The organism is Streptomyces sp. TLI_185 (assembly GCF_003814765.1).
GTDB lineage: Bacteria > Actinomycetota > Actinomycetes > Streptomycetales > Streptomycetaceae > Streptomyces.
In genome coordinates this window covers 6,105,447-6,126,592 of sequence record NZ_RKRB01000001.1, presented here as the reverse complement: position 1 = coordinate 6,126,592, position 21,146 = coordinate 6,105,447, and the positions used below count along the sequence as shown (strand labels likewise).

The following is a 21,146-nucleotide window of genomic DNA, read 5'->3' as shown; positions in this document are numbered from 1 at the left end:
CCCCCGAAACCGCCCTCCGCTTGCCCGGATTCGGAAATTCCCACCGGGGTGCGAAGGCTCACAGCGATCCAGCCGAAGCGAAACCTTGTGCGGTTCCGCGTGTACATGCCTATGCTGTCGCCGCGTATAGCCGGAACCTGACCATTCCGCCTTCACGCGCACCAACCAGCGACCGGGGGGACACCGTCGCTCAGGGGGAGGGGTTGCGTCGCCATGCCGTCATACGCCTTTTCCGGCCGCACCCCCGACTGAACGCAGAAAGGGATGCCACCTTGCACCCCAGACCATGGTTCCGCCTGCCCGGAAAACGAAGATCACAGAAGCTCACCTCCGCAGTCACATCCGTCGCCGCACTGGCCGTTCTGGCGGGTCTGGCCGTCCAGCCCGGCTCGATCCCGCAGAACGCCGCGCCCGTGAGCGACTCGGACCCGTGGTACGAGGACACGGCCGCCGAGCAACTGCGCCAGGACCAGTGCCTGATGAGCGAGGTCCTGCGACTGGGCGGCCCGTCGATGGCCGCGACCGCGCAGGACGGACTGAACCAGCCGGCGGACAAACTCCACGTCCTCGCCAACCGCAACCACTGGGAGCAGACGCCGCTGGCGGGCGCCTACAAGAGCGACCGCGAAGCCGCCGGCAAGCAGTTGGACGACCTCGCTGCCGCCCGGGACGGATGGCAGAAGCCCCTGTCGGGCCTGAACACCCCGGTCGGCTTCACCGAGACGGACTTCCACTGGCCGCCCGGGTCACCGGGCGACGGCAAGCAGACCTTCTACGAGCAGACGGGTCTGACCACCTGGGTCGCCGACCGGTTCTGGAAGAACGACGGCGACTTCTACGAGGACTCGACCCCCAAGGCCGACGCCAAGACCGTCAAGGCCGTCGACGATCTCGGCAACCCGCTGTACGCACAGGACCCGGACCCGCATGGGCCCGACTGGAAGCAGGCGCTCAACGAGCACAACGCGTTCGAGTGGATGCACGGCTTCAGCAACGCCGACATGGGCGCCGACGACGCCCGTATCTTCCTGTCCTCGGGTGGCTTCCCGCGCACCGCCCCGCAGCCGGGCACGCCGGAGTACCGCATCGCAGTCGAGGACATGAAGACCCGCTTCGCCTCGTGCGCGTGGCGTGACCCGCTCGACCCGGACCGGGCTCTCGACGACGTCACGACGACCGCGGCCGGCGAGTGGCAGCAGGAGATCTCCTCGCAGGCCACGCAGCGCAACCAGATCGTCAACGCCAACAAGGACGCCACCAACGCCCTGGCCAAGGGTGCGAAGGCCCTCTCCGACATGCTGGGGCAGTCCTGGGTCGCCGACCACATCACCCGCTGGCAGGACTACTGGTCCCCCGGCGGCATCGGTTACATCGGTGACGCCCCGCTGGTCATCCAGGTGCCGGGCGCTTCCGGCAAGTGCCTCGACGTCCAGGGCGCCGGCAAGACCAACGGCACCCCGGTCCAGGTCTACACCTGCAACGGCGGCAGTGCCCAGAAGTGGCAGCTGTGGGCCTCCTACGACGGTGGCTACACCCTGCGCAACGTCAACTCGGGCAAGTGCCTGGAGGTGCTGAACGGCAACAACGCCGACGGCACGAAGATCCAGATCCGCGACTGCGGCAGCGCCAAGGCCCAGCAGTGGAAGTTCGACGTCCGCTCGGCGGGCGAGCTGCGCAACGCGGCCACCGGCAAGTGCCTGCACCTGCCGACGTTCGACAACAGCAAAGACGCCGTGCTGTCGACCTGCAACGGCTCCTCCGCGCAGAAGTTCCGCCTCGTCCCCGAGGGGCACACCGGCGACGACAGCCTGAGCTACCCGGACAAGGCCCAGTTCACCAAGGCCAAAGCCGGTCTCACGGCCGCCCAGAGCGCCGCGAAGAGCCAGCTGGCCGTACTCAAGGCGCAGCTGACGGCCGGGCAGAAGGCCGCGACCACGTCGGACACCGCGCTGCAGGCGGCGTACGGCATCGCTGATGCGGCCGGTGCTCCGCGGGGTCGTGGTCTGCTGGTCGGTCTGCAGAAGGACCAGGTCACCAAGGGTGCGGCTGCCGCACTTCAGGCGCTGGAGAAGGCCGGTGAGACGGCGGAGGCCGCGACCCGTGCCGCGGCCGGGGACAGCGCGACCATCGCGCAGCGCGCCCTGGCGCAGGCGGCGCAGTCGAAGGCGGAGTTCCGCAAGAAGGCCGCCGAGGCGGCGGAGTTGCAGGCCAAGGCCGCGGCGGACGCGGCCAAGGTGCACCGGGACAACGCCAAGAAGGACAAGGAGACCGCGGAGGCCAAGCTCGCCGTCGCGGTGAAGGCCGAAGGTGCCGCCAAGGCGGCCGCCGCCGACGCGCACGCCAAGCGGCTCGCGACGGAGGCCGAGGAGAAGACGGCCAAGGCGGAGAAGGAGAACGCCGCCGCCAGCCGGGCCGAGGCCGCCGAGCACCGCAGGAACGCCGAGTCCGAGGCGACGAAGGCGAAGGACGCCAAGGACAAGGCCGAGGCCGCCGAGAAGACCGCCGAGAGCAAGCGCGACGACGCGGTCACGGCCAAGGACCACGCCAAGGCGATGCGCGACGACGCGTGGGACGCCGAGCAGAAGGCCGATGCCGCGCGCGCCAAGGCCGACGCCAAGGACGCCTACGCCGACTCCCTGGACTCCGGGGACGCCGCGACCGCCGCCCGCGCCGCCGCCAACGACGCCGACAAGCACGCCGACGACGCCGAGGCCGCGGCCGGCCGCGCCCGTTCGGAGGCCGATGCCGCCACGCAGGCCGCGGCCGACGCGGACGCCGCAGCGACGCGGGCGGAAGCCGCCGCGAAGCGCGCCCGCTCCGACGCGGACGCCGCCCAGGCCGACAAGCTGAAGGCCGACGCGGCCGTCAAGACGGCCACCAGTGCCGCAGCCGACGCCATCAAGGCCTCCCAGGACGCCGCCACCGAGGCCAAGACCGCGGTGAAGCTGGCCGACGAGGCCGAACAGCACGCCAAGGACGCCAAGACCCAGGCCGACGCCGCGAACAAGGAAGCCGGAAACGCGCTCGCCGCCTCCGCCAAGGCAGCCGGGTTCGCGCACGTCACCGCGCAGGCGGCTGTGGACGCGGGCGAAGCGGCCCAGCAGGTCGCCAACCCCGCCAACGACGCGATCCAGCTCGGCTCCCCCTACGTCGACACCGACTCGGCCGCCGGTCTGGTCGTGCTGACGGGTCAGTCATCGAAGACGATCGCGGAACAGCAGCAGTCCGTCGCCGACGCGCACGCCAAGAACGCCGCCGCCGAGGCCGACGCGGCGAAGAACCTCGCCGACCAGGCCAAGGGCGACGCCAAGGAGGCCTACCAGCACGCGGCCAACGCCGCCAAGTACGCCGCCGACGCCCGCACCTACTCCAAGCAAGCCCTCGGCTACGCGGCCGACGCGGCCAAGGCCGCAGCGGCGGCCTCCGCATCCCTGGCCCGCACCATCGAGTACGACAAGCAGGCCACCGAGGACGCGGCAGCCGCCGACAAGGCGGCCGGGAACGCCGAGGGCTACGCCAAGGACGCCCGAGACAGCGCCGACGCCGCCGAACTCGACGCCTCCGCCGCCCGCTCCGCAGCCACCCAGGCCGAACAGGACGCCAAGGACGCCCGAGCCGCCGCCACCCGCGCCGACACCGCCGCAACCGAAGCCGAACAAGCCGCCAAGGACGCCGCCAAATACGCCAAGGAAGCCCAGGACGCGGCCGACAGGACGGAAAGGGCGGAGGCCAACAAAGAGGCGTCCAAGGGGTCCGGTACCGGCATTCCCGGTGTGTTCGCCGTTCCGGACGAGTCCACCGTCCAGATCGTCAGCAGCAAGCAAATCGGTACCTGCCCGGGGATGCCGGATGCGGCCTTCCAAGGCTGCAACGCGACGTACGACCTGGTCGTCACCTACGAGGCCGACTTCTACCTGTGCACCGACGACAAGGCCCAGGCCACGGCCGACGGATGCCCGAAATCGGCGTGGCAGTTCCTCCAGCGGACGACGCTGAAGAACGTCAAGATCGAGGGCTGGTCGCACCACTTCTCCGGCAAGGACATCGTCCGCGCCGGATGGCAGAGCCTCTTCGGCGATGTGCCCGGATCGATCCTGTTCTCCTTCTTCGCCGAAGACCTGATGGACTGCTGGCACGGTAGCAAGACCGCCTGCGCGTGGAGCCTCGCCACGTATGTCCCGGTCGAAGGCCTCCTCGACCCGATCGCGCGTGCCGTCAAGGCTCTGGACGCAGCTGCCAAGACCGGCATCGGCTTCACCGACGCGTGGAAAGCCCTTCGCGCGCTCCATCTGTCCGACGAGGCCATCGCCGGGATCGGTGCCAAGGCGCTCGAGGATCTCGGCAAGGCGCGGAAGTGGTGCACCGGCAACAGCTTCCCCGGCACCACGCGTGTGCTGATGGCCGACGGTACGACCAAGGAGATCAAGGACGTCAGGATCGGCGATGCGGTTCTCGCCACTGATCCTGAAAGCGGCCGCACCGAAACCCACACCGTCTCCCGCACCATCTATACGCCGGACGACACCGACTTCGCCGACATCACGATCGACGTCGGGCATGCGCGGATCACCGCCACGCAGCACCATCCCTTCTGGTCACCCAGCGCCCATCGCTGGATAGACGGAGGCGACCTCCGGCCCGGGCAGACGCTGCGTACCAGCAGTGGTGCGACCGTCACCGTGCTCGGCGTCCACCGCTACCAGCGGCTTCACTCCGCCTACAACCTCACTGTCGACAGCCTCCACACCTACTATGTGCTGGCCGGAACGACGCCGGTTCTGGTGCACAACACAAATGGTTGCCCGACCGGAACCATGGTGCTCGGAATCGGCGACCACTCGGAAGCGCTGGCCAAGGAAATTCAGGGGGGCTACACCTTCAACGGCGACGCATACGCGGAAGTGGTCGGCAGGTCCAACGGGAAGCCGATCGCCCTGTGGATGACCGAGGTGACGAACGTCCTGCGCAACAACGGCAAGGTCGCGGTCAGCCTGAAGGGTTTCGACGGAGATACCCCGGCTGAGCAGTATGCGCTCGCCTACAAGGCCTGGCGCTCGGGCGACTGGGCGGCCACTCAGTGGGAAATGGGCCAGATTGGTCTCCACATACAGATGGAAAACCTCGAGTGGCGCAATATCACCTTCTACAACAAAGAGGGCAAAGTAGTGAGCATACCCGAACCGAACTGGGACGCTCTGAATGGATGAGGTGACGCCGGAGTTCGCCGGTTCCGAGATGTTCCGATCGGACAGGCACTTCAAGGTCTGGCAGTACACCGTCGGTCATCGCAGGCTGCTCCTCCGCAGTAGCCGGGACAGGCCGCCGGACACCCGGATCGAAATCTACTTCGCCAACGTCGATCTCATGCTTCTCCGTCCCGACTACGACGGCTTGGTCATCCGCCGGGCCGACGATGAGGAATGCCGGAAGGTAGGCCTTGATTACGGGGTGGAAGTCAAGCCCGGACGTCTGTTCCTGCTGGGTGGTGACCTGAGGAGCTTCGTCGTCTCGGCGCCTCCACAGTGGCATGAGGACGAGGGCGCGATGGACGATCCATCATGGTTCGGCCCCCTGCGGGGAACGCGCTGAGAACTGGTCGGGAGGCCCCTTCACGAAGGGGCCTCCCGATGCTGTCCGGCCGCTCCTGGTATCCGACGGGCCACCCCGCTCCGGAGGAAGTCATCGCCCTGGCACGCGCTGGCGAAGAAGGTATCGAGAGCTGCACCACGCGGGTCTCCCCGCTTACGTACGACACCTCAACGCCCTCGCCGGCAGCCAGGCCGGCGCGTGCGTCCGCAGGCTCGACTTCCCGACGAACTCTGCCTGTCTAGGAACAGCCGGCCGTGGCAGGTACTACCGGGCGCCCGACGAGGACCAGCAGGAGCTGATCCGCCTCTTCCGGGAAGACGCCCGCGAGGAGACCGACCCCGCGCACACGGCGTTCGCCGCCGGTTTACCGGAGGCCATCGGTCTGGTCGAGAAGGGCAACTGAGCGACGACCACCCGGTCGAAGATCCAGCCAGAGGCAGGGAACCCCGTGAGCTACAGCATGTACGTCTGCCGATTCATCGACGGAGAAGCCGTCCCCATGGACGAGACGGCGATACGGGACGTACTCGGCCCCGTCACAGTCGGCGGCATGCCGGCCTCCGGTCTGCCTGAGTCCTGGGATCTCGAAGCCGAGGACGGAGGTGACTCAGAGGTCTACGGCGACTCCGAGTGGCTCACGTTCACCCGTTTCTCCACCGGCGCGATCCTCGACCGCGTGGCCGAACTCGCCCGCCGCACAGGCGCGGTGATCCTGCTCCTGGACTGCCCGGCGATCCTGCCGAACGAGGCCGACCGGAAACACCTGCCGGAGCCCCTCCGAGTAGATGCGATCGTGGTGCCGCCCGCCGCCCTGACCGGCCAGGCGATCGCGCAGACCATCGCCCCACGGCCGGAAACCCGCCGACGGCCCGTCCTTCCGCACTTCCCGTACCACCCGAACCCGGTGGCCACCGGCTCCGTAACGGCCTCCGACGAGGCATGTGCGTGCTGCAGGCAGGAACGCGGGTGGGTCTACACAGGCCCGGTATACGCCGCCGACGCCCCCGACACCGGTATCTGCCCGTACTGCATCGCATTCGGCACAGCCGACGCGCGCTACGACGCCTCCTTCACGGACACCATCGACGGCGACGTACCCCAGCACGTCATCACGGCCGTCCTGAAGCGCACGCCGGGGTTCCTCGCCTGGCAGTCCCCGACCTGGCTGACCCACTGCGGCGACGGCGCCGCCTTCCTCGGCCACGCCGGGACCAGGGAACTCAAAGCGTTCCCGGACGCGGTCGACGACCTCCGTCGGAGGTGTGCCGAGTGGGGGTGGCCACCCGACCAGGTCGAGGACTTTCTCGGCTCGCTCGACAAGAACGGCCAACCCACCGCATACCTCTTCCGATGCCGGGCCTGCGGCGCCCACCTCGCCTACGCCGACTTCACGTGAACACGCCCCCAAGAGCTTGATCACGGAACAACGTGACCGACCCCACCCCACACCCCCGTTCAAACTCCGTTAACAATGGACTGTGATCTCACCGGTCTCCTCGATGCCCCGGAGCGCCCACCGGCCCAGGCCGGAGGCGACTCCCTATGTCGACCTCACCCGCACGGAGTGGAGCGCGCTGCGTGAGAAGACGCCGCTCCCCCTCACCGCCGAGGAGGTCGAGAAGCTGCGTGGCCTCGGTGACGTCATCGACCTCGACGAGGTGCGGGACATCTACCTGCCGCTGTCCCGGCTCCTCAACCTCTACGTCGGGGCCACCGACGGCCTCAGAGGCGCCCTGAACACCTTCCTCGGCGAGCAGGGCTCCCAGTCCGGCACCCCGTTCGTGATAGGGATCGCCGGATCCGTGGCCTGCGGCAAGTCGACCGTTGCCCGTCTGCTGCAGGCCCTCCTCTCCCGCTGGCCCGAGCACCCGCGCGTGGAGCGGGTGACCACCGACGGCTTCCTGCTGCCGACCAAGGAGCTGCAGGCCCGCGGCCTGATGTCGCGCAAAGGTTTCCCCGAGTCCTACGACCGCAGGGCCCTGACCCGTTTCGTCGCCGACATCAAGGCGGGCAAGGACGAGGTCACCGCCCCCGTCTACTCCCACCTGATCTACGACATCGTCCCGGGCGAGAAGCTCGTCGTCCGCCGCCCCGACATCCTCATCGTCGAGGGCCTGAACGTCCTCCAGCCCGCCCTGCCCGGCAAGGACGGCCGCACCCGCGTCGGTCTCGCCGACTACTTCGACTTCAGCGTGTACGTGGACGCGCACGCCGAGGACGTCGAACGCTGGTATCTCAACCGGTTCAAGAAACTGCGTCAGACGGCCTTCCAGGACCCGCACTCGTACTTCCGCAAGTACACGCAGGTGTCCGAGGAGGAGGCCCTCGAGTACGCCCGCACCCAGTGGCGCACCATCAACAAGCCCAACTTGGTGGAGAACATCGCCCCGACCCGCGGCCGGGCCACCCTGGTCGTCCGCAAGGGCCCGGACCACAAGGTCCAGCGCCTGCGGCTGCGCAAGCTGTAGACCCGCCTGTTGAACCCGCCTGCTAAACCCGCCTGCTAAACCCGCCTGTTAAACCCGCCTGTTAAAAAGGACCATGCTGCATCTGCGCCTGATCACGCCGTCCGACAAGACCGGCGACGTGGTCCGCCTGATCGAGAAGACCGTCGGCACCACGCATCTCGTCGTGCTGCCGGGAGCCGCCCGCAACCCCGTCGGCGACGTCGTGATGTGCGACGTCGCACGTGAGGCGGGCGACGAACTCATCGGCGAGCTCCGGGCGTTGGAGCTCGACCGCACCGGATCCATCGCCGTCGAGAACATCGACCTGTCGCTGTCCAAGCGCGCCGACAAGGCCGAGGCGGAGGCACCCGGCGAAGGCGCGGACGCAGTGCTGTGGGAGCACCTCACCGACGCGACGCACGAGGAGTCCACGCTCTCCATCACCTACGTAGCCTTCATCACGCTCGCCACGATGATCGCGGCCTGCGGTGTCGTCCTCGACAACGCGATCCTGATCGTGGGCGCGATGGCGGTGGGCCCGGAGTTCGGCCCGCTGGCGGGCATCTGTACGGCCATAGTGCAGCGCAGCCCACGCCTCGCCCTGCGCTCGCTGACCGCCCTGCTCGTCGGCTTCGCCGTGGCCATGCTGGTGACGGTCGGCTTCACCTACTTCATGGACGGCGTCGACCTGTTCACCAAGGTCCAGCTGGAAGCCACCCGCCCCAACACCAACTTCATCTACCGCCCCGACGCGTTCTCGTTCGTCGTCGCGGTACTCGCGGGAGCAGCGGGCACCCTCTCCCTCACCTCGGCGAAGTCGGGCGCTCTGGTCGGCGTGGCCATCTCGGTGACCACGGTCCCGGCCGCCGCCAACGCGGCAGTGGCCTTCGCCTACGACGAGTACAGACAGGCCTGGGGCTCCACCGAACAACTCCTGCTGAACCTGCTCGGCATCATCCTCGCCGGCACCCTCACACTCCTGGCCCAGAAATGGCTCTGGGCCAGGCAGCGTGAACGCACGGCCAAGGCGGGCGGCGTCTAGGTGCCTCTAGGTGCGCGATTCGCAGTCCGCGGCGACGCTGTCGCCGGGGTCGGCGAACACCACGTCGGCCGTGCCACCGTCACAGGTCACCGTGTCGACGGCGGGCGCGTCGCCGCTCACACCGATCGTGTCGTTGCCGCTGCCGGTCGCCACGGTGTCGGAGCCCGTACCGGCGTCGACGAGGGTGCGCAACGAAACGCTCGTCCCGTCGAAGCTGTCGTTCAGGTCACCCAGTCCGACAGAGAGCCGGGAGGTGCTGGCGACGCTGCCGCAGTCGACGCTGGTGGCGGACAGCCGAGCACAACCCGGCCCCAGCGCGATACCCGTGGTGTCCGTGAGGATCACACGACCGGTGGAGGTACTGGCGGTGACCTGGTTGGCCGCGCCTGAACGTGCGCTGAGCACCACCATGCCGAAGAGACGGAACGCGGTGGAGCCGGGGGTCTGCGCCGCGGCCGGGGTGGCGAGCGCGGGGACTGCCAGACTGGCGACCAGGGCCGGAACGGCCGCTCGCTTCAGGGTGCTGCTGACTGTCTTCATGGTGCTTTTCTCACTTCCGTCGGGGGCACGCCACACGCAGGCGGCCTCGACGCCAGTGAAACAATCAGTAACCCATTCGGCACATTTTGTTACGACCTTCGAGTGACGCAGGTCGGCTCTAACCCAGCGCCGACTTCACCGCATCCGCCAGCCGCCCGGCCACAGTCCTGGCCTGGTCGATGTCCGCAGCCTCGACCATCACCCGCACCAACGGCTCCGTCCCCGACGGCCGCAGCAACACCCGCCCGGTGGACCCGAGTTCCCGCTCGGCCTCGGCAACGGCAGCCGCCAGCTCCGCAGAGGTCTTCACCCGCGCCCGGTCCACGTCCGGCACATTGATCAGCACCTGCGGCAGCCGCTCCATGACACCCGTGAGGTCCTTGAGCGTACGACCGGTCTCGGCGACCCGGGCCGCCAGCAACAGCCCGGTCAGCGTGCCGTCCCCGGTGGTCGCGTGATCGAGGATGATCACGTGCCCGGACTGCTCGCCGCCGAGCGCGTACCCGTGCTCCTTCATCTCCTCCAGCACATACCGGTCCCCGACCGCCGTCTGGATGAGATGCAGCCCCTCCCGCTCCAGCGCCAGCTTGAAGCCGAGGTTGGACATGACCGTCGCGACAACGGTGTCCTCGCGCAGTACGCCCCGCTCCCGCATCGCGAGCGCCAGCACGGCCAGGATCTGGTCGCCGTCGACCTCCGCGCCGGTGTGGTCCACGGCGAGGCACCGGTCCGCGTCACCGTCGTGCGCGATACCGAGGGCGGCCCCGTGCTCGACGACGGCGGCCTTCAGCAGGTCCAGATGGGTCGATCCGCAGCCGTCGTTGATGTTGAGCCCGTCCGGCTCGGCGCCGATCGTGATGACCTCGGCACCGGCCCGCGAGAACGCCTCCGGCGAGACCCGCGCCGCGGCACCGTGCGCCTCGTCGAGGACGATCTTCAGCCCGTCGAGCCGGTTCGGGAGTACGCCGATCAGATGGGCGACGTACTGGTCGAACCCCTCGTCGTACGACCGCACCCGCCCGACGCCCGCACCGGTCGGCCGCTCCCAGGGCTCCCCGTGCCGGTGCGAGTCGTACACGGCCTCGATCCTGTCCTCCAGCTCGTCGGCGAGCTTGTGGCCGCCGCGGGCGAAGAACTTGACGCCGTTGTCGGGCATGGCGTTGTGGCTGGCGGAGAGCATGACGCCCAGGTCGGCGCCGAGCGCGCCCGTGAGATACGCCACGGCGGGAGTGGGCAGCACGCCGACGCGCAGGACGTCCACACCCGCGCTGGCGAGGCCGGCGACCACGGCGGCCTCCAGGAACTCCCCGGACGCACGCGGGTCCCGTCCGACGACCGCCGTTGCCCGGTGGCCCTCGAAGGTGCCCGCTTCGGCCAGTACGTGCGCCGCGGCCACGGAGAGGCCGAGCGCCATCTCCGCCGTCAGGTCCGCGTTGGCGACGCCGCGCACGCCGTCCGTGCCGAAGAGTCGTCCCACTTGTCCTCCTGAGGAAGCGTCAGTTGTCGCAGGCGTACCGGCAGCCCATCACACAAACCTTCGAGGGTCTTGTGCCGTTATACGCCCCCGACGGTGATAAACGAACGCCCCGACAGCACTGAGGCGTGCCGCCGGGGCGTACGTACGAGCAGGCAGCGAAGCTTAGCGCTTGCTGTACTGCGGGGCCTTGCGGGCCTTCTTCAGACCGGCCTTCTTGCGCTCGACCGCACGGTCGTCGCGCTTGAGGAAGCCGGCCTTCTTGAGCGGGCCGCGGTTGTTGTCGACGTCGGCCTCGTTCAGCGCACGGGCGACACCGAGACGGAGCGCACCGGCCTGACCGGAGACACCGCCACCCGAGATACGGGCGATGACGTCGTAACGGCCCTCGAGCTCGAGCACCTTGAAGGGCTCGTTGACTTCCTGCTGGTGCACCTTGTTCGGGAAGTAGTCCTCGAGGGTGCGACCGTTGATCTTCCACTTGCCGGTGCCCGGGACGATCCGGACGCGGGCGATGGCGTTCTTGCGACGGCCCAGGCCGGCGGCCGGCTGGGGCTCGCCGAAGCGGGACGCGAGGGACTCCGAGGTGTACTCGCCCTCGACGGGGACCTCGGACTCGGTGGTGTAGCTGTCGATGTCGACGAGCTCAGTCTCTTCGACCGGCTGCTCAACGGTGGTCTCGGCCACGATTCTCCTCAGATTCTCTTCAGTCTTAGGGGGTGGCCGGACTTACTGCGCGACCTGGGTGATCTCGAACGGCACCGGCTGCTGGGCAGCGTGCGGGTGCTGGTCGCCCGAGTAGACCTTCAGCTTGGAGAGCATCTGACGGCCCAGGGTGTTCTTGGGGAGCATGCCCTTGACGGCCTTCTCGACGGCCTTCTCGGGGTTGTTCGCGAGGAGGTCGTCGTAGCGGACGGAACGCAGACCACCCGGGTAGCCGGAGTGGCGGTACGCCATCTTCTGGGTCCGCTTGTTGCCGGAGAGGTGCACCTTGTCGGCGTTGATGATGATGACGAAGTCACCGGTGTCGACGTGAGGGGCGTAGATCGGCTTGTGCTTGCCCCGCAGGAGGGACGCGGCAGTGGTGGCGAGACGACCCAGGACAACGTCCTGAGCGTCGATGACGTGCCACTGGCGAGTCACATCGCCGGGCTTGGGGCTGTACGTACGCACTTCGCAGCCTTCTTCTTCAGGGATGGGTGCTGACACTTGGCATCACTGAAGCGATCGTGCAGCTGGGGACGACAAATATGCCGGGGACACTGCCCGTATGCCGCCCACTGGTAACTGCTCCAGGGAACCTAGGTAAGGGCCTCTCGCGTGAGAACGAGCAAGCCAATACACAACGAAGAAGCAGAATACCTGTGCAGCCCCGAACGGGTCAAAACGAGGTCGCCGCGACACCTCGAAGGACGAGCGGAGACCGAGCGGAGACCGAGATGTGCCCCCCTGCCGGAAAGGTCCCCGGCGGCTCCACCGGAGACACACCGGCACCCTCCGCCTCCCGTCTAAGATGCGCCCCATGAGCTATGGGCAGCAGGGGGGACCCCAGTCCCAGTGGGACCCCTGGAAACCGCAATCCCAGCAGCCGTGGACCAGCGGCGGCGACGACGGCCAGACCCCCGACTGGGCAGCGCTCGCCGAAGCCTCCGAGACGCGCAACAAGAAGCGCCGGATGCTGTTCATCGGCGGCGGCGTGGTCGCCACGATCGCGATCGGCACCGCCGTCGCCATGGCCGTCGTATCGGCGAACGGCAACAACGAGGCCTCGGGCGACCCGTCCAACCTGCCCGCCAGCGGCTCCATCCCGAGCAGCAGCGCCTCGGCGCCCTCCTTCGCCCCGACCAGCGCCCCGCCCCCGCTGGACCCGAAGGACTTCATCGCCAGCAAGGCCAAGGACACGGCCCCGCTCAGCGCGCAGAGCCTCTTCCCGTACGCCAAGCTGCCCATGGGCTCCGCCGTGTACAAGAGGGGCGCGACGACCGACACCAAGAACTGCGCCTCGACCGCGCAGGGCACCCTCCCGAAGGTCCTCACCGCCAACGACTGCACCCGCCTCCTGCGCGTCACCTACACCAGGAAGGACGTCGCGGTGACGATCGGCGTCGCCGTCTTCGACACCGAGGCACAGGCGACCAGGGCCAGGACCCAGTCGGACAAGAAGGGTTTCATCAAGGCGCTGGCCGGTGACGGGGTGAAGGCCTTCTGCAACGCCGCCACCTGCCTCACGACAGCCAACTCCTACGGCCGCTACGCCTACTTCGCCACCGCCGGCTTCACCACCGGCAAGGACGTCACCAACCAGTCGACGACGGTGTACTCGGCCGGCAACGACCTGCGGCTGTTCACCTACCGCCAGATCCGCAGCCGCGGCGAGGCCCAGGCGTCGGCAGCGGCGAACCGGTAACTAGCAACACCCGGCCCCGGGCAGCGTCCGCTTGTTCCGCGCCTCCTTGTTGCGCGCGGCGAGCAGCTCGTCGGCCGGGTAGCCGACCTCCTCCAGGGTCAGCCCGTGCGGCCGTACGACATGCACGGCCGAGTCGCGTACGCCGGCCGCGAGCACCTTGCCCGGCCAGTCCGGCCCCCGGTGCCCGTCCCCCACGAACAGCAGCGCCCCGATCAGTGAGCGCACCATGTTGTGGCAGAAGGCGTCGGCCCGCACGGTCGCGGTGATGATCCCGTCGTCCCCGCGCACCAGACTCAGCTGCTGCAGCGTACGAATGGTCGTCGCGCCCTCCCGCTTCTTGCAGTAGGCGGCGAAGTCGTGCTCCCCCAGCAGCCGTTCGGCGGCCTCGTTCATGGCGTCCACGTCGAGCGGCCAGTCGTGCCAGAGGACGTGGTTGCGCAGCAGCGGGTCGACGCCACCGGGGTTGTCGGTCACGCGATACGCGTACCGCCGCCAGACCGCCGAGAACCGGGCGTTGAAGCCTCTGGGAGCCTCCCGGAGGGCCCAGACCCGCACATCCCTCGGCAGCCGCCCCGCAAGCCGCTTGAGCAGCTTGTCGTGGTGCGCACCCCAGACCTCCCGCGGCAGATCGACATGGGCCACCTGCCCCCGCGCATGCACCCCGGCATCGGTCCGCCCGGCCACGGTCAGCTCGTACGTCGTCCCCCCCGACCGCGTCACGGTCCGCAGGGCGTCCTCGATCTCCCCCTGCACGGTCCGCCGCCCCCCGGCCTGCTTGGCCCACCCGGAGAACTCGCTCCCGTCGTAGGAGAGATCGAGACGGACACGAACGTAACCGGGCTCTACTTCGTCACTCACCCAGAGATCCTCTCAAGAACACCAAAGCGGGCCCGCTCCTCGAAAGGAACGGGCCCACTGGCGCGCCCCTTCAGGGGCGCGGGGAACTGCGTGAGCAACCACGACGAAGCCGCAGCCGCCGACGAACAGGACCCGGCAGAACGCTTACGCGTCCTTGGACTCCTCGGCAGCGTCCTCGACCTCGTCGGCCTTGGTCGTGTCGACCTTGGCGTCCTCGACCGGAGCCGCAGCCTCGGCGTCCTTGGCGGCACGCTTCGTCGCCGCCTCGGCCTCACCCGTCGCCTGCTGCGCGACCGTCAGCGCCTCGACCAGCTCGATGACAGCCATGGGCGCGTTGTCGCCACGGCGGTTACCGATCTTGGTGATGCGGGTGTAGCCACCCGGACGGTTCTCGTAGCGCGGGCCGATCTCGGTGAAGAGCGTGTGGACGACGCTCTTGTCCGTGATGACCTGCAGCACCTGACGGCGGTTGTGAAGGTCGCCCTTCTTCGCCTTGGTCACCAGACGCTCGGCGTACGGCCGCAGACGGCGGGCCTTCGCCTCGGTGGTGGTGATACGGCCGTGCTCGAACAGCGACTTCGCGAGGTTCGCGAGGAGCAGCTTCTCGTGCGCGGCGCTGCCGCCCAGACGGGCACCCTTGGTGGGCTTCGGCATTGTTCTTCTCCTGTGTGTCTGCCCCGGCCGTATCAGGTACCGGGGTCAGGAACCCGATGAGCGGATGCTCACCGGCAAGGACCGATCAGTACTGCTCGGTCTCCACGAAACCCGCGTCCGCGTCGTCGTCGGCGCCGAAGGCGTCGGCGGCGGCGGTCGGGTCGAATCCGGGCGGGCTGTCCTTCAGGGCCAGGCCCATGCCGGCCAGCTTCGCCTTGACCTCGTCGATGGACTTCGCACCGAAGTTGCGGATGTCCAGGAGGTCGGCCTCGGAGCGCGCCACGAGCTCACCCACGGAGTGGATGCCCTCACGCTTGAGGCAGTTGTACGACCGAACGGTGAGCTCCAGCTCCTCGATCGGCAGCGCCAGATCAGCGGCAAGGGCGGCGTCCGTCGGGGACGGGCCCATGTCGATGCCCTCGGCGTCGATGTTCAGCTCGCGGGCGAGACCGAACAGCTCGACCAGGGTCTTACCGGCGGAGGCCATGGCGTCACGGGGACGCATCGCCTGCTTGGTCTCGACGTCGACGATCAGCTTGTCGAAGTCGGTGCGCTGCTCGACACGCGTGGCCTCGACCTTGTACGTCACCTTCAGCACGGGGCTGTAGATGGAGTCGACCGGGATACGGCCGATCTCCTGGCCCACCTGCTTGTTCTGCACGGCGGAGACGTAACCGCGGCCGCGCTCGACCGTGAGCTCCATCTCCAGCTTGCCCTTGCCGTTGAGCGTGGCGAGGACCAGGTCGGGGTTGTGCACCTCGACACCGGCCGGGGGCGCGATGTCGGCGGCGGTGACCAGACCCGGGCCCTGCTTGCGCAGGTACATCACGACCGGCTCGTCGTGCTCCGAGGAGACGACCAGCTGCTTGATGTTGAGGATCAGGTCGGTGACGTCCTCCTTGACGCCCGGCACGGTGGTGAACTCGTGCAGAACGCCGTCGATGCGGATGGACGTGACCGCCGCACCCGGGATCGAGGAGAGGAGCGTACGACGCAGGGAGTTGCCGAGGGTGTAGCCGAAGCCCGGCTCCAGCGGCTCGATCACGAACCGGGAGCGGAACTCGTCGACGACCTCTTCGGTCAACGAGGGACGCTGAGCGATCAGCATGTTGCGTTCCTTCTGTCAGGGGCGCCCGCTATTTGACGCCCTGAGGTACTACAAGGGTACGGGCGATACGACCCTTACAGAGCCGTACCGCCCGAAACCACTGCCTGCGAAGGCGACGCGTCAGACGCGACGACGCTTCGGCGGACGGCAGCCGTACTGCGACATGTGGGGGATGACCCCCACACCCCCAGCCGGAAGCCGAGCCGCCGTGAGCCGTGCGTCAGACGCGACGACGCTTCGGCGGACGGCAGCCGTTGTGCGGGGTGGGGGTGACGTCCTGGATGGAGCCGACCTCGAGGCCCGTGGCCTGGAGGGAGCGGATCGCGGTCTCGCGACCGGAGCCCGGGCCCTTCACGAAGACGTCGACCTTGCGCATGCCGTGCTCCTGCGCGCGGCGGGCGGCCGACTCGGCGGCCATCTGCGCGGCGAAGGGGGTGGACTTGCGCGAGCCCTTGAAGCCGACGTGGCCGGCGGAGGCCCAGGAGATCACGTTGCCCGAGGGGTCCGTGATCGAGACGATCGTGTTGTTGAACGTGCTCTTGATGTGCGCGTGGCCGTGAGCGACGTTCTTCTTTTCCTTGCGGCGCACCTTCTTGGCAGCGCCCTGACGACCCTTGGGGGGCATCTACAAACTCCTACGGGGAGGTGGTCGGTCCTACAGCGAAGACCGCTGATGAAGCGTTGTCCGCTGAGGACTACTTCTTGCCCGGCTTCTTCTTGCCGGCGATGGCGCGACGCGGACCCTTGCGGGTACGGGCGTTGGTGCTGGTGCGCTGACCGCGGACGGGCAGACCGCGACGGTGACGGAGACCCTGGTAGCAGCCGATCTCGACCTTGCGGCGGATGTCGGCCTGGATCTCGCGACGGAGGTCACCCTCGGTCTTGATGTTGTTGTCGACGTACTCGCGGATCGCGACGAGCTGCTCTTCGCTCAGGTCACGAACACGGGTGTTCGGGTCGATGCCCGTCTCCGCCAGCGTCTGCTGCGAAAGGGTCCGGCCAATGCCGAACACGTAGGTGAGGGCGACCTCCACGCGCTTTTCGCGCGGGATGTCAACACCGGAAACGCGTGCCACTTCAATGGCTCCTGGTGATCTTCGGAGGTCTTCCGCAGAACCGGTTCCCGGCCGCCGTACGAGGTACGAACCGAGTCCCCGGCCTCCGAACCGGGGGTGTCAAGCGATCGCTCGCTTGGATTCTGCGTATGAACATATTCAGCTCGCGTCGCGCGAATCTCTGCGATATCGATGCAGAGGGATCGGTCGATCGTGCGTCAGCCCTGGCGCTGCTTGTGGCGCGGGTTCTCGCAGATGACCATGACCCGACCGTGACGGCGGATCACCCTGCACTTGTCGCAGATCTTCTTGACGCTCGGCTTGACCTTCATGGGATTGAGGTTCTCCGGGTCAGTGCCACCACCCCGCCGAAGCGGGATGCGGGCAAGATCTACTTGTAGCGGTAGACGATCCGGCCACGCGTCAGGTCGTACGGAGACAGCTCCACCACGACCCGGTCGTCAGGGAGGATGCGGATGTAGTGCATACGCATCTTGCCGCTGATGTGTGCCAGGACCTGGTGGCCGTTCTGGAGCTCGACCTTGAACATGGCGTTCGGAAGAGACTCGACGACAGTGCCCTCGATCTCGATGGCACCTTGCTTCTTGGCCACGCTTCGCCCTTCGAATCGACTACCTTGATCGACTCCGTGCGTTTCCCTTACGGGCGCATGCGGACATGCGGGTACACGAGAGCCGACGAGTCAGTCTACGTCAGCGCACTCCGAAAGACGAATCGAGGAAGGATGCCCCAAGGGGTAGATCATTAAGCGCCGGGCCGGGCAGCGCCCCAAAGGGGCGCGGGGAACTGCGCGAGCGACCCCCACCGACCCACAGGCGCCGAACAACGCACCCGCCCTCCCCGGTGGGCGCTCAGGCCAGCGGATCCGGAGCGGCATCGATACCGTGCTCCGCCAGCTTCGCCCTACCCCCGTCGGGAGACGTAAGCACCAGAGGCCCGGCCTCCGTCAACGCCACCGAGTGCTCCCAGTGGGACGACCACGTGCCGTCGATCGTGATGACGGTCCAGTCGTCGGAGAGAACCTCCGTCTTCGGCGTACCGAGGGACACCATCGGCTCGATCGCCAGGCAGAAGCCGGGGACCAGCTTCGGGCCCTTCCCGCGGCGCTTCTCGACGTAGTTCAGCAGATGCGGATCCATGTGCATCTCGGTGCCGATGCCGTGGCCGCCGTAGTCCTCGATGATCCCGTACTTGCCGCCGCCCGGCTTCGGCTGACGGCGGATGTACGTCTCGATGGCCCTCGACACATCCACCAGCCGGTTGCCCTGCTTCATCGCCGCGATGCCGGCCCACATGGACTCTTCCGTCACCCGCGAGAGCTCGATCAGCTCCGGGGCGTGGCCGGAGCCGACGAAGGCGGTGTACGCCGCGTCGCCGTGCCAGCCGTCGATGATCGCGCCGCAGTCGATGGAGATGATGTCGCCGTCCTTCAGGACGACGTCGTCGGACGGGATGCCGTGGACGACGACCTCGTTGACGGAGGTGCAGATGGTCGCCGGAAAGCCGCCGTAGCCCAGGAAGTTCGGCTTGGCGTCGTGCTCGGCGAGCACCTTGCGCGCTACCTGGTCCAGGTCCTTGGTGGTGGCCCCTGGCACCGCGGCCTCACGCGTGGCCGCGTGGATGGCGGCGACGACCAGCCCCGCCTCACGCATCTTGGCGATCTGCTCGGGGGTCTTGATCTGCACCATGGATGGCCTGCGCTCTCCGTCACTCACGTCAACCGATACCTACACAACAGTACGGCCGTGACGCCCCGTCGGGTGCCACGGCCGTAACTGGGCTGACGGCTACTTGCCGTCGTCCTCGCGCTTGAGGGCTTCCAGCGCCCGCTGCGTCACCTCGCCCACCGGGCCGAGGGACGAGATCGTGACGACCAGGCCCTGCGACTTGTAGTAGTCGATGATCGGCTCGGTCTGCGTGTGGTAGACCTCGAGCCGCGTGCGGACGGTGTCCTCGGAGTCGTCGTCACGCTGGTACAGCTCGCCGCCGCAGACGTCGCAGACGCCCTCCTTCTTGGCGGGGCTGTACGTCACGTGGAACACGTGCGCCGAGTCGTTGCGGCAGATGCGCCGGCCGGCGATCCGCTTGACGACCTCTTCCTCGGGGACCTCGAGGTCGAGTACCGCGTCCAGCTTGATGCCCTCGGTCTTGAGGAGCTCGTCCAGCGCCTCGGCCTGCGAGACATTGCGCGGGAAACCGTCGAGCAGGAAGCCGTTCTCCGCGTCGGCCTGCTCCATGCGGTCCTTGGCCATCGCGATGGTGACCTCGTCGGGGACGAGATTGCCGGCGTCCATGTAGGACTTCGCGAGTTTCCCGAGCTCCGTCTGCTGGCTGATGTTGGCGCGGAACAGGTCGCCCGTGGAGATGTGCGGGACGCGCAGCTTGTCGGCGAGGCGAGTGGCCTGCGTGCCCTTCCCTGCACCCGGCGGCCCGACGAGGACGATTCGCATCAGCGGAGGAACCCTTCGTAATTGCGCTGCTGAAGCTGGCTCTCAATCTGCTTCACCGTTTCGAGGCCAACACCCACGATGATCAGGATGCTGGTACCACCGAACGGGAAGTTCTGGCTTGCCCCGAAGCCAACCAACGCCATCGTCGGTACGAGAGCGATCAGACCCAGATACAGCGAACCCGGCCAGGTGATCCGGTTGAGTACGTAGCTGAGGTACTCAGCGGTCGGTCGGCCAGCCCGGATGCCCGGGATGAAGCCACCATACTTCTTCATGTTGTCGGCGACTTCCTCGGGGTTGAAGGAGATCGCCACGTAGAAGAACGCGAAGAAAACGATCAGCAAGAAGTACGTGGTGACATAAACCGGGTGGTCACCCTTGGTCAGGTTGTTCTGGACCCACGTCTTCCAGCCGGAATTGCCGCCCGAGAACTGAGCGATCAGGCTCGGGATGTAGAGCAGCGACGAGGCGAAGATCACGGGGATGACACCCGCCTGGTTGACCTTCAGCGGGATGTACGTGGACGTACCGCCGTACGACCTGCGTCCGATCATGCGCTTCGCGTACTGCACGGGGATCCGCCGCTGGGCCTGCTCGACGAAGACCACCAGACCGACCATCACCAGACCCACGGCGATCACGGTGCCGAACTCGATCCAGCCGCCGGCGAGCTTGCCCTGCAGCTTGATCGCCCACAGCGCGCTCGGGAAGGTCGCGGCGATCGAGATGAACATCAGGATCGACATGCCGTTGCCGATGCCGCGGTCGGTGATGAGCTCACCGAGCCACATGACGACGCCGGTACCGGCGGTCATGGTGACGACCATGGTGATGGTGGTGAAGATCGACTGGTCCGGAACGATCTGGCTGGCCACCGGGCAGCCGGAGAACAGCGCACCACTGCGGGCGGTGGCGACCAGACCGGTGCCCTGGAGGATGGCCAGCGCCACCGTCAGATACCGGGTGTACTGCGTGATCTTCGCCGTGCCCGCCTGGCCCTCCTTCTTGAGGGCTTCGAGGCGCGGGATCACCACCGTCAGCAGCTGCAGGATGATGCTCGCCGTGATGTACGGCATGATGCCGAGCGCGAAGATCGTGATCTGCAGCAGCGCGCCGCCGCTGAACATGTTGATCAGGCTGAACAGGCCGCGGTTCGAGCTGGCCACATCCATGCACTGCTGGACGTTCTTGTAGTCGACGCCCGGGATCGGGATGTGCGTACCGATCCGGTACACCACGATGATGGCGAGCGTGAAGAGCAGTTTCTTGCGCAGGTCGGGCGTCCTGAACGCCCGGGCGAACGCGGTGAGCACGGTGCCTCCTGCGACCCCCGCGCAACTGCGTCAAGGGTGACGGTCTTGAGGTTCGACGGATACAAAAAAAGAACAGTGCAGGCTACCTTACCGGCGGCACGGCTCCCCTTGGAACGACCGACCGGGGATACCCCATTGTGAGGTATCCCCGGTCGGGACTGCTTACGTCATCGAGACGTCCGAGAAAT

20 protein-coding genes are annotated in these 21,146 nt (G+C 67.7%); 6 read left to right on the top strand and 14 right to left on the bottom strand.

Annotation, left to right across the window (positions count from 1 at the left end):
• Positions 1-272: 272 nt before the first annotated feature.
• The 5 genes from EDD92_RS28385 (at position 273) to EDD92_RS28365 (ending at position 9,078) form a co-directional block, all read left to right on the top strand.
• Positions 273-5,207 (top strand): RICIN domain-containing protein, encoded by a 4,935-nt coding sequence (locus EDD92_RS28385; RefSeq protein ID WP_123966962.1) that lies wholly within the window; start codon positions 273-275, stop codon positions 5,205-5,207.
• Positions 5,200-5,589: a hypothetical protein gene (locus EDD92_RS28380; RefSeq protein WP_123966961.1), complete on the top strand. Its 390-nt coding sequence runs from the start codon at positions 5,200-5,202 to the stop codon at positions 5,587-5,589. Before EDD92_RS28385 ends, EDD92_RS28380 begins: the two co-directional genes overlap by 8 nt.
• A gap of 448 nt (positions 5,590-6,037) precedes the next feature.
• Positions 6,038-6,985, top strand: a complete 948-nt coding sequence (locus EDD92_RS28375) for a CbrC family protein (protein WP_260326801.1) — start codon at positions 6,038-6,040, stop codon at positions 6,983-6,985.
• 103 nt (positions 6,986-7,088) lie between these two features.
• Positions 7,089-8,057: a type I pantothenate kinase gene (coaA, locus tag EDD92_RS28370; protein ID WP_185124446.1), complete on the top strand. Its 969-nt coding sequence runs from the start codon at positions 7,089-7,091 to the stop codon at positions 8,055-8,057.
• A gap of 73 nt (positions 8,058-8,130) precedes the next feature.
• Complete coding sequence (locus EDD92_RS28365; RefSeq protein ID WP_123966959.1) at positions 8,131-9,078, top strand: DUF389 domain-containing protein; 948 nt, start codon at positions 8,131-8,133, stop codon at positions 9,076-9,078.
• A 6-nt stretch (positions 9,079-9,084) separates the two neighbouring features.
• On the opposite strand, the gene EDD92_RS28360 is transcribed toward EDD92_RS28365, so the two are convergent.
• The 4 genes from EDD92_RS28360 to rplM all read right to left on the bottom strand — a co-directional run bounded on the left by EDD92_RS28360 (position 9,085) and on the right by rplM (position 12,265).
• A complete protein-coding gene (locus EDD92_RS28360) occupies positions 9,085-9,618 on the bottom strand; it encodes a hypothetical protein (protein ID WP_123966958.1) in 534 nt (177 codons plus the stop codon).
• A gap of 118 nt (positions 9,619-9,736) precedes the next feature.
• Complete coding sequence (gene glmM / locus EDD92_RS28355) at positions 9,737-11,095, bottom strand: phosphoglucosamine mutase (protein ID WP_123966957.1); 1,359 nt, start codon at positions 11,093-11,095, stop codon at positions 9,737-9,739.
• A 162-nt stretch (positions 11,096-11,257) separates the two neighbouring features.
• Positions 11,258-11,779, bottom strand: coding sequence for a 30S ribosomal protein S9 (gene rpsI, locus EDD92_RS28350; RefSeq protein ID WP_099930786.1), 522 nt, complete (start codon positions 11,777-11,779; stop codon positions 11,258-11,260).
• A 42-nt stretch (positions 11,780-11,821) separates the two neighbouring features.
• A complete protein-coding gene (gene rplM / locus EDD92_RS28345) occupies positions 11,822-12,265 on the bottom strand; it encodes a 50S ribosomal protein L13 (protein ID WP_030930458.1) in 444 nt (147 codons plus the stop codon).
• A gap of 349 nt (positions 12,266-12,614) precedes the next feature.
• Here rplM and EDD92_RS28340 point away from each other — a divergent pair, with 349 nt between their 5' ends.
• On the top strand, positions 12,615-13,499 hold the full coding sequence (locus tag EDD92_RS28340) for a hypothetical protein (protein WP_123966956.1): 885 nt from the start codon (positions 12,615-12,617) through the stop codon (positions 13,497-13,499).
• Here EDD92_RS28340 and truA read toward each other — a convergent pair whose 3' ends face one another.
• The 10 genes from truA to secY all read right to left on the bottom strand — a co-directional run bounded on the left by truA (position 13,500) and on the right by secY (position 20,958).
• Positions 13,500-14,357 carry a tRNA pseudouridine(38-40) synthase TruA gene (gene truA / locus EDD92_RS28335; RefSeq protein WP_123966955.1) on the bottom strand — a complete coding sequence of 286 codons (858 nt, stop codon included), beginning with the start codon at positions 14,355-14,357 and terminating at the stop codon, positions 13,500-13,502.
• 144 nt (positions 14,358-14,501) lie between these two features.
• A complete protein-coding gene (gene rplQ / locus EDD92_RS28330) occupies positions 14,502-15,011 on the bottom strand; it encodes a 50S ribosomal protein L17 (RefSeq protein ID WP_123966954.1) in 510 nt (169 codons plus the stop codon).
• 85 nt (positions 15,012-15,096) lie between these two features.
• The gene (locus tag EDD92_RS28325) at positions 15,097-16,119 is read right to left on the bottom strand and encodes a DNA-directed RNA polymerase subunit alpha (RefSeq protein WP_003966937.1); all 1,023 of its coding nucleotides are present in this window, start codon (positions 16,117-16,119) and stop codon (positions 15,097-15,099) included.
• 220 nt (positions 16,120-16,339) lie between these two features.
• Positions 16,340-16,744, bottom strand: a complete 405-nt coding sequence (gene rpsK, locus EDD92_RS28320) for a 30S ribosomal protein S11 (RefSeq protein WP_003956432.1) — start codon at positions 16,742-16,744, stop codon at positions 16,340-16,342.
• Between the two features lie 70 nt (positions 16,745-16,814).
• Positions 16,815-17,195 carry a 30S ribosomal protein S13 gene (gene rpsM, locus EDD92_RS28315; RefSeq protein ID WP_020135802.1) on the bottom strand — a complete coding sequence of 127 codons (381 nt, stop codon included), beginning with the start codon at positions 17,193-17,195 and terminating at the stop codon, positions 16,815-16,817.
• A gap of 197 nt (positions 17,196-17,392) precedes the next feature.
• Entirely contained in the window at positions 17,393-17,506 is a 114-nt protein-coding gene (gene rpmJ / locus EDD92_RS28310; RefSeq protein ID WP_003998809.1) for a 50S ribosomal protein L36, read from the bottom strand.
• Positions 17,507-17,565: 59 nt separating this feature from the next.
• Entirely contained in the window at positions 17,566-17,787 is a 222-nt protein-coding gene (gene infA, locus EDD92_RS28305; protein ID WP_003948620.1) for a translation initiation factor IF-1, read from the bottom strand.
• A 259-nt stretch (positions 17,788-18,046) separates the two neighbouring features.
• On the bottom strand, positions 18,047-18,883 hold the full coding sequence (gene map / locus EDD92_RS28300) for a type I methionyl aminopeptidase (protein WP_123966953.1): 837 nt from the start codon (positions 18,881-18,883) through the stop codon (positions 18,047-18,049).
• A 99-nt stretch (positions 18,884-18,982) separates the two neighbouring features.
• Complete coding sequence (locus EDD92_RS28295) at positions 18,983-19,645, bottom strand: adenylate kinase (RefSeq protein ID WP_030930481.1); 663 nt, start codon at positions 19,643-19,645, stop codon at positions 18,983-18,985.
• Positions 19,645-20,958 (bottom strand): preprotein translocase subunit SecY, encoded by a 1,314-nt coding sequence (secY, locus tag EDD92_RS28290; protein ID WP_123966952.1) that lies wholly within the window; start codon positions 20,956-20,958, stop codon positions 19,645-19,647. The genes EDD92_RS28295 and secY overlap by 1 nt, the downstream gene beginning before the upstream one ends.
• Between the last annotated feature and the right edge of the window lie 188 nt (positions 20,959-21,146).

Excerpts from the sequence above, each read along its gene's own strand:
- EDD92_RS28365 (WP_123966959.1), top strand. The coding sequence starts at position 8,131 with ATGCTGCATCTGCGCCTGATCACGCCGTCCGACAAGACCGGCGACGTG.
- coaA (WP_185124446.1), top strand. The coding sequence starts at position 7,089 with ATGCCCCGGAGCGCCCACCGGCCCAGGCCGGAGGCGACTCCCTATGTC.
- EDD92_RS28340 (WP_123966956.1), top strand. The coding sequence starts at position 12,615 with ATGAGCTATGGGCAGCAGGGGGGACCCCAGTCCCAGTGGGACCCCTGG.
- EDD92_RS28295 (WP_030930481.1), bottom strand. The coding sequence starts at position 19,645 with ATGCGAATCGTCCTCGTCGGGCCGCCGGGTGCAGGGAAGGGCACGCAG.
- EDD92_RS28380 (WP_123966961.1), top strand. The coding sequence starts at position 5,200 with ATGGATGAGGTGACGCCGGAGTTCGCCGGTTCCGAGATGTTCCGATCG.
- rpmJ (WP_003998809.1), bottom strand. The coding sequence starts at position 17,506 with ATGAAGGTCAAGCCGAGCGTCAAGAAGATCTGCGACAAGTGCAGGGTG.
- rplQ (WP_123966954.1), bottom strand. The coding sequence starts at position 15,011 with ATGCCGAAGCCCACCAAGGGTGCCCGTCTGGGCGGCAGCGCCGCGCAC.
- map (WP_123966953.1), bottom strand. The coding sequence starts at position 18,883 with ATGGTGCAGATCAAGACCCCCGAGCAGATCGCCAAGATGCGTGAGGCG.
- EDD92_RS28360 (WP_123966958.1), bottom strand. The coding sequence starts at position 9,618 with ATGAAGACAGTCAGCAGCACCCTGAAGCGAGCGGCCGTTCCGGCCCTG.
- rpsK (WP_003956432.1), bottom strand. The coding sequence starts at position 16,744 with ATGCCCCCCAAGGGTCGTCAGGGCGCTGCCAAGAAGGTGCGCCGCAAG.
- EDD92_RS28325 (WP_003966937.1), bottom strand. The coding sequence starts at position 16,119 with ATGCTGATCGCTCAGCGTCCCTCGTTGACCGAAGAGGTCGTCGACGAG.